Consider the following 6,888-nt stretch of genomic DNA (forward strand, 5'->3'; position numbering starts at 1 on the left):
AATATGATAATCAAATATTTTAAGATATATTAAGAAAATCGATATTTTTATGTGATTGGATAGCTGTCAGTTTTACTATATATGTCAAGAGAATAAAGTACTCGGCACGGGAGGCGCGAGCCACTGACGTGGAAACTGAAAGTAAAATAAGGCTTTTAGAGGGCCGTTTCGCAAGCTCACTATTGCGTTAAAGACGCGATAAAATAGGTATGCATTTCGAGTACAAAAAACATTCTGTATTCGAATGCTTTTTGCCCGACCGACTTTGTGTTCGCAGGCTCACCTAACGAACAGCAGACAAAAAAAATAGCGCAACCGAAGTCACGCTAAATTCAAAAACGACCTAATAAATGAAGTACTAACATAAGAACACCAACTATCAGGAGAGGAATCAAATGAATAGCAGCAATAACGCCGACTATCAACAAAAACAACTTTTTGTAAGACATAACATAAAAGTTAAGATACACCTAAAGCGGTAGCAAGTGCAGTGAGAGCAGAAACAGCAATCTGTAGCACCAACTTCCACACATTATTCTTTTTCATAACGTAAATAAATTAATAATATTATAAAATAAACGAAAAAACTACTTCTTAAGGATATAAGCAGAACCAGCTTTTCCAACAAAATTAAGCAAGGGAGAAATCCATTTATCAAAATGCCAATCAAGATTAGGTTTATCAAACTTAGCCTTGTTGTACTGATAGTTACGTTTCTTTTCTCGCGAATCCCAATATGCTGAATTCTGTTGATTACGAAGAACACCGAGTTGACCTCTGTTAAGGTCCATATAAGTACCATTTAGGCCAATCTGTGAACCCATAAGGCCAATATTTGCATGGTTAACACCTGTTTGAGAAAGAGTGTTTCCAAGAGTGGCAGCAGCTTGTTTCTCACCAAACTTAGCAGTAATGCCGTTCTGCAAGTCTAAACCTTTCTTTTCAGAACCAATCTTGCCTGTAGCAGCTTTTAAATTCTCAATTTGTTCAGCACTTAACAGATTAGCAAGGCCAGGCTGTTTACGTAGTTCGTCCCAAGTCAACATCGTTAAATCAAATTGCTGACTAAGGTTATCAGCTTGTTGTTGAGTTAAAACACCTTGCTTGACTAACTGATTAATACGAGCAGCATTTTCAGCAGCACGCGTTTGAGCGTCTATCTGATTCAAAGCCGTTTCACTCTCAGTCTTAGCAATAGTTGCTTTATTGACTTCAATTTGAGAATTAGCAGACGCAGCCTGTATGAGTGTGTTAGCAGCATTGCCAACGCCTTGAATTCCTGATGAATAGTCAACGGGAGAAGTCGACGCAACAGAGGTTTGATTGCCTGCATTGACTTGACCTAACATCATGTAAGGGTTAAGACCTGCATTTTGAAAGCGCTGCATTTGCATGCCTGGCGTGTTGTATGCGTTAGCATCATTAACAAGTTGTTGTTGTAGCTTGTTATTGTCATTCGTAGACTTAGCATTAAGCATACTGCCTAATATACTGCTTGCGCCTGCAATGATTGCACCACCAACAACAGGAGCAATGTTCTTCCGATTGTCATACAAGGGAGAGGTTAACTCTCCCCTGTGTAAATTGAAAAATGTATACATAGGCAAACAAATTAGGTTGGGTCACTCGGTGCAGGGTCAGCAGGTGGGGTCGGCTCTGTAGGCTTAGGCTCTGTAGGTGCTGGTTCGTCAGGGAACAACTCCTTTGAAATCTCATCAAGAGCATTGCGAACAATGTCTAATTCTATCTCATTCTGATAGTGACGTGACACAATAGCAGCTTGTATTTGTTCATCTGTATAGTGATTCGTCTGACTATCATGAGGAACATTACTAACTAATTGTGAAATGACGTCAGCGACTTCACGAGGAACGTTTTTATCAACCAGGCGCGTAATCAAATTAGCACGATGTCCGTTAGATAAAATAGGGTTCAAGTTCTCGAATAGTTCTGTAGCTTCTACGTCAAGCGTAGTAACAACAGGCTGTTCAGTAACTACGTTATTAGCATAGTTAACCTGACGATTAGATAAAAAATTATTCTTCATACAAACTAAACTTTAGGCATTCCTGAAACAGACATATCAGAAATATATGAAACATTAAACTCGGTAGAGATACGGAATGGGTCGGTCTTTTCTGTTCCGTCATAATTAACTTCTACAACTTCATTTGTACAAGCAGGGTCAACAAACAAGAAACCAGCGGGAACGCCGTTAAAATTCTTATTCGGGAAGTCACGACCTTTAATCATTCCAACACCTAACTGATAGTTAAACGGAGTAGGACGATGAAGTGTAAGAACTTGCATTGAACGACCTGTCTTGAACTCTCCATGAATGTAATCAGCGCCTGACTTATACTCATGATAACGAGGCTGCCAGCCATAGACCTTTTCGGCGGGGAATTTAGAAGAGTTATTTCCAAGAGCGCGACCATGCTCGGACAAACGAGAATTGCGATACAACTTATCATATGCAGCCTTTACATCTGACTGATGTTTAGAATAATACTCCTCGACAGCACCTGACATATCAGGCAAACGATAATCAGACAATGAAGCCCAAGGAGGTAACAAGCGAGAGTAGTCAATAGGTTGCATACCTAAATCTTCCATTTCAGGCACGAAATAATCTTCACGGGCAAACTTGACATTAAATGCATCAATGCCGTCCGAATCATAAAGCGAGGCAGGAGAGAACCAAGACACACACATTAACACTCCATGCTCTTTTGCATCAAAGTTGACGTGTCCTGATTGGCCACTATCAATATAAGAACCTTGCTGGCCAAAGTTGGTAGAACTATCGGCAGCCTGGCCGTCTGAAGTAGCAATAACAGGGTTGACCTCAAGAACTTTCTGAAAACCTCCGCAATATATAGATTCGGTCATATCATCAGCAACATTAACACCATAATGGGCCAACATTTGTCCTTTGTACGTCTTAGGAGCACGACTTGAAATCTGTTGCATTTTATCAAACGCAAAAAGGTTACGAAGATTAGCAGCAGAGACAAAACCTGGGCTATCTTTAACAATAGACGTATTATTACCAGACCAAACAGTATCAGAACCAACAAAAGACTTAATAGTCTGCGACACATCATCTATAAATAAAGGCGATGGGTGTATGTTAGAAAGTAAGTCTTTATTATACTTCACATAACGAGGACTGAAAATGTCAAGAGCACGGTCAAGTGACTTAATATCAACTTTCAAATCAAACTTAGACTGCATAGAATCAGTACTAAAGAGGTCATCAACATTATATGATAAGGGGTTAACGTTCTCAAAGTTACTATCCAAAAAATGGTCCTGATAAATCTTCTGATAAGCTAAGAAGTAGAACAAATTAGCCTCATAAGCGAACATGGAGGCATTAAACTCATTTACATTGATAGATTCTCCAATATAGGGCATAGCACCATAGCGGAACAAATCACAGAAACGAACGTAAGAGGGTAGAAGTGGGTAGCCTAATGCATCATAAAAAGGTGATTTCTGAACCAAATATTTTCCAAATGGAGAATTACCAATTTCAGGCTGAACATCATTAAAACTACCTGTTGGAACACCAGACGCAGGCTTAGCAGAAGCAAGAACATCATCATTACCACTTTGACGGCCATTTGGACGTGAATTTTTGCCACCAAAAAAGCCAGGGTCTTCGTTAAAGCCTGTAGGAGTAGAGGGAGAATCAACAGCACCACCGAAAATCTTAGTACCTTGGTTAGCTGAATTAGTAGTATAAGTAGACATATCAGGAATATTTCCTGATTCGTCAGGAGCACCAGCGAAGCGCGCAAAAACTTGATAAGGCTTAAAGACAGGCGCTTTAACAGGCTTAGTCGCCGCTGTTTGAGCAGCATTGTTAGACAACAAACTACTTATCAGCGTATTCTTAGGCTTAAGGCCTGTAAACAAAGCCTTTGAATAAGAATACATCAACCTACAAGGGACAAAATAGAATGCGAAATTCTGTTTCATACCTAAAAATGGACGACCTTTGAGTGTTTGTGCCTGGACAATTGAACGTGTATCAATAGATACATGGTCATTGGGTTGCATGAACATTTGATACACGGGTAGTATCATACCAGCAGGCTGGGAATACAAGTGCGTTTCCGAGCGGTCAAAACCATTGCGAGGACGTTTCGCAGGGTTAACAGAAATTTTTGGAACTTTTGACATAATAAAAATATTAAAAATTAAACTGCAAAATCTAATTGTTTATTTGCTTTAGCTGACTTAAGAGAATTCATAACATCATCACGAACCTTTAAAAGGTATTCTTTGAAATGTGGACGATTATACTCAAAATAAGGTGTCAAATATTCTCTATCTAATAACTCATTGTTATGATCATAGAATAAATCTACGTGCAAATCATGAGATTCAAGAATAGTATTTATTTCGTGATTATTGACAGCGTCTTCTTTACGGAAAGGTAACATCGCTAAGAATGAATAATCAGCACCTAACTGATAGTCATAATTAGGTATTGATATACCATCATACGTAATCACATCGTTGAACTTCTCTAAAAGCTTACATTGTTGGTATAACTGAAATTGCGCGTACTCATTCCAAAACCAATCCAACATATAAATATAGTGGTTGGGGTGACACTCATACTTCACACACCAATTAAGGCAAGCACGAGCAGCAGCAATGTCAGCTTGATGAAACCAGCAATCATCGTGCGTATGAGTATCTCCGTAGCAATCTACATAAGTAGTAGGATATAAACGCGTATTCTCTTTATACCATTCAAAGCATGCAAGCGAAGCAGGAATATCTATTTTTTCTACTCCATCGTGTTTAGATAGTTTGATAAATCGCGTATATACACGAAATTTATCCACATAAGATAACGTGCTATACTGGTAACACTTTGGGAAATATCGACCGACAGCACTCGAGGGAACAGCTGAAACGCCAGAAAGTTTTCCTTTTTTTGAGATAGTCTCATAACTTCTAAATATACATCTTCGAGTGAACATTTCGAGTACTTCTTTATCACTAAACGACTTATAGCCGATAGCTGGGCCTTTAGAAGCCAAACAGAATGTGCGGGTAGATTTAGCTTGTAGAACCGGTGGCAAATTAGAATTGCCAGTAACGTATTTCGAAACATAGGCCGAAGCGTCTCCGCTGACAGGCTGGACGTTGATATTAATTTCAGCGCACATCTTCCAAGCCTTAAATATACACCGGGGCGCGTATGAAAACGCCTTTTCATCGTCAAACCAAAAAAGACCATGGAAGTGAGGTCTAAAGGTGGTAGGGGTGTACTCGCTGCAAATGAAGTAGCGGACACTTTGTTTACACGATTCTTTTTTCTTTTCATAATCCGTAAGATAATATTGATAAACAGAATAATATAAATCATAAGTTTCAGTATCTAAATCATCTAACCATTCCTTGAAAGGAATAGAACCGTCATAACCTAAATACTGCGTAAAAGTAAATAACTTATCTTGAAATATAAGCTTATAGTGCTTCACAAGAAGATGGAACAAATGCCAGCGAAAACGCTTCATAAATTTTTGTGCATCGACTCTACTAACAACAGCGAAAGAATCGCATACGTCAAAATTCGTAATAGTAGGAACACCATCACGGCAGAGCGAAGTAGGAACGGAACGTTTCGGCGAATAAGTAAGGTTATCATCTCCTTTAAGCTGTACTCCTTCTTCGCCATCGAGAGTATAGAAATCATTGTTTTTAGCACGTCCAAAAAAGGGTACATGTTCGTTATCGTATGTTAGTGTAAAAAATAAACAAAACTTATTATCTTTCATTTCTTGACGTAAACGAGTACGCCAAATCGTAGCCTTTTTATGCAAACAGCACTCACATTTACCACATGCAACAGCATATTTCCTACCATTATTTTCTACAATAATAGGAGAGGTGCAGGGCATAAGCACAGCTTTATCTTTAACAAGTTCAACTAAAGGATGCATTAATAATTTGTTTTGATGAATTCTATTAAACTATCAAATGTTTTGAAGAAATAGTATTGTCCGTTCTCAAATTCAAGACGAAAAACAATTAATTCTTTATCGCCGTGCTTGGAAATTCGACGCTCTAAGAAAATAGACATCTGACAACATTCAACAATAGGATAGTTAAGCTTGATATTTTTCATATCTACTACCTTTTTTAATAAAATATTCTGACTTGTGAACATATCGATTAATCGATACATGTACAAATGTAGGATAAATAATAACTTCACCAACACGAGCATTAAGCAAAGGATTATCACGAATAAAACGCGCTAACTTGATAGGCGTCATACCATAAACGCGAATATCAGCAGCAAGGCCTTTAATGTGATCGGAATTAGGAACACCACCAACACGGCGATTGATGTTTACATTCCTAAAAGCGGAATTTACAATGATAGGACGTGTAAGCGCATAACGTAACGTATCAAGGAACTTTGCAAGTAACTTCAAATTGTCAAACGCAAAGGGTGTAGGCTCGTTGTAACGGCCGTATTTCTTAACTTTGCACAAATCAAAGAGGGTGAAATGTTCGGACAACTTTACATCTGTTTCTAACATAACAAAATATTTAATATATAATTTACAAGGCAGTAATTAACTGCCTTGAATTTAAAATTCTTTGAGATAAGCAGTCCAGCCATTTGTAATATCAAACTTGTGCAGTTCACATTGACGCTTAAAATCATAATGCGCTGCATCATAATTATTCAAATAAACTTGCTGATAAACAATCATTGATTCAGTATCAATAACTGTAACTACGTTGATTTTTGTTGATAAATTCATAACACTTTTTATTTAATTGATTATTTACTTTCGCAAATATACACAAATAAATATAATAAGTATTATGATAAATCGCATTTATCAT

General features: G+C 37.8%; 7 protein-coding genes. All 7 read right to left on the reverse strand.

Going from position 1 to position 6,888, the window contains the following annotated elements:
- Positions 1-459: 459 nt before the first annotated feature.
- Entirely contained in the window at positions 460-546 is an 87-nt protein-coding gene (locus tag HMPREF9145_RS13405; protein ID WP_155945269.1) for a smalltalk protein, read from the reverse strand.
- 41 nt (positions 547-587) lie between these two features.
- Positions 588-1,601 carry an HlyD family secretion protein gene (locus HMPREF9145_RS04850; RefSeq protein WP_036906641.1) on the reverse strand — a complete coding sequence of 338 codons (1,014 nt, stop codon included), beginning with the start codon at positions 1,599-1,601 and terminating at the stop codon, positions 588-590.
- 11 nt (positions 1,602-1,612) lie between these two features.
- Entirely contained in the window at positions 1,613-2,047 is a 435-nt protein-coding gene (locus HMPREF9145_RS04855; protein WP_021825246.1) for a hypothetical protein, read from the reverse strand.
- Positions 2,048-2,052: 5 nt separating this feature from the next.
- On the reverse strand, positions 2,053-4,191 hold the full coding sequence (locus HMPREF9145_RS04860; protein WP_036906643.1) for a major capsid protein: 2,139 nt from the start codon (positions 4,189-4,191) through the stop codon (positions 2,053-2,055).
- Positions 4,192-4,208: 17 nt separating this feature from the next.
- A complete protein-coding gene (locus HMPREF9145_RS04865) occupies positions 4,209-5,969 on the reverse strand; it encodes a rolling circle replication-associated protein (RefSeq protein WP_021825245.1) in 1,761 nt (586 codons plus the stop codon).
- A gap of 165 nt (positions 5,970-6,134) precedes the next feature.
- Entirely contained in the window at positions 6,135-6,575 is a 441-nt protein-coding gene (locus HMPREF9145_RS04875; RefSeq protein ID WP_021825248.1) for a D-Ala-D-Ala carboxypeptidase family metallohydrolase, read from the reverse strand.
- Between the two features lie 51 nt (positions 6,576-6,626).
- Positions 6,627-6,803 (reverse strand): hypothetical protein, encoded by a 177-nt coding sequence (locus HMPREF9145_RS13410; protein ID WP_021825247.1) that lies wholly within the window; start codon positions 6,801-6,803, stop codon positions 6,627-6,629.
- Between the last annotated feature and the right edge of the window lie 85 nt (positions 6,804-6,888).

This window comes from Segatella salivae F0493, from assembly GCF_000477535.1.
Taxonomy (GTDB): domain Bacteria; phylum Bacteroidota; class Bacteroidia; order Bacteroidales; family Bacteroidaceae; genus Prevotella; species Prevotella salivae.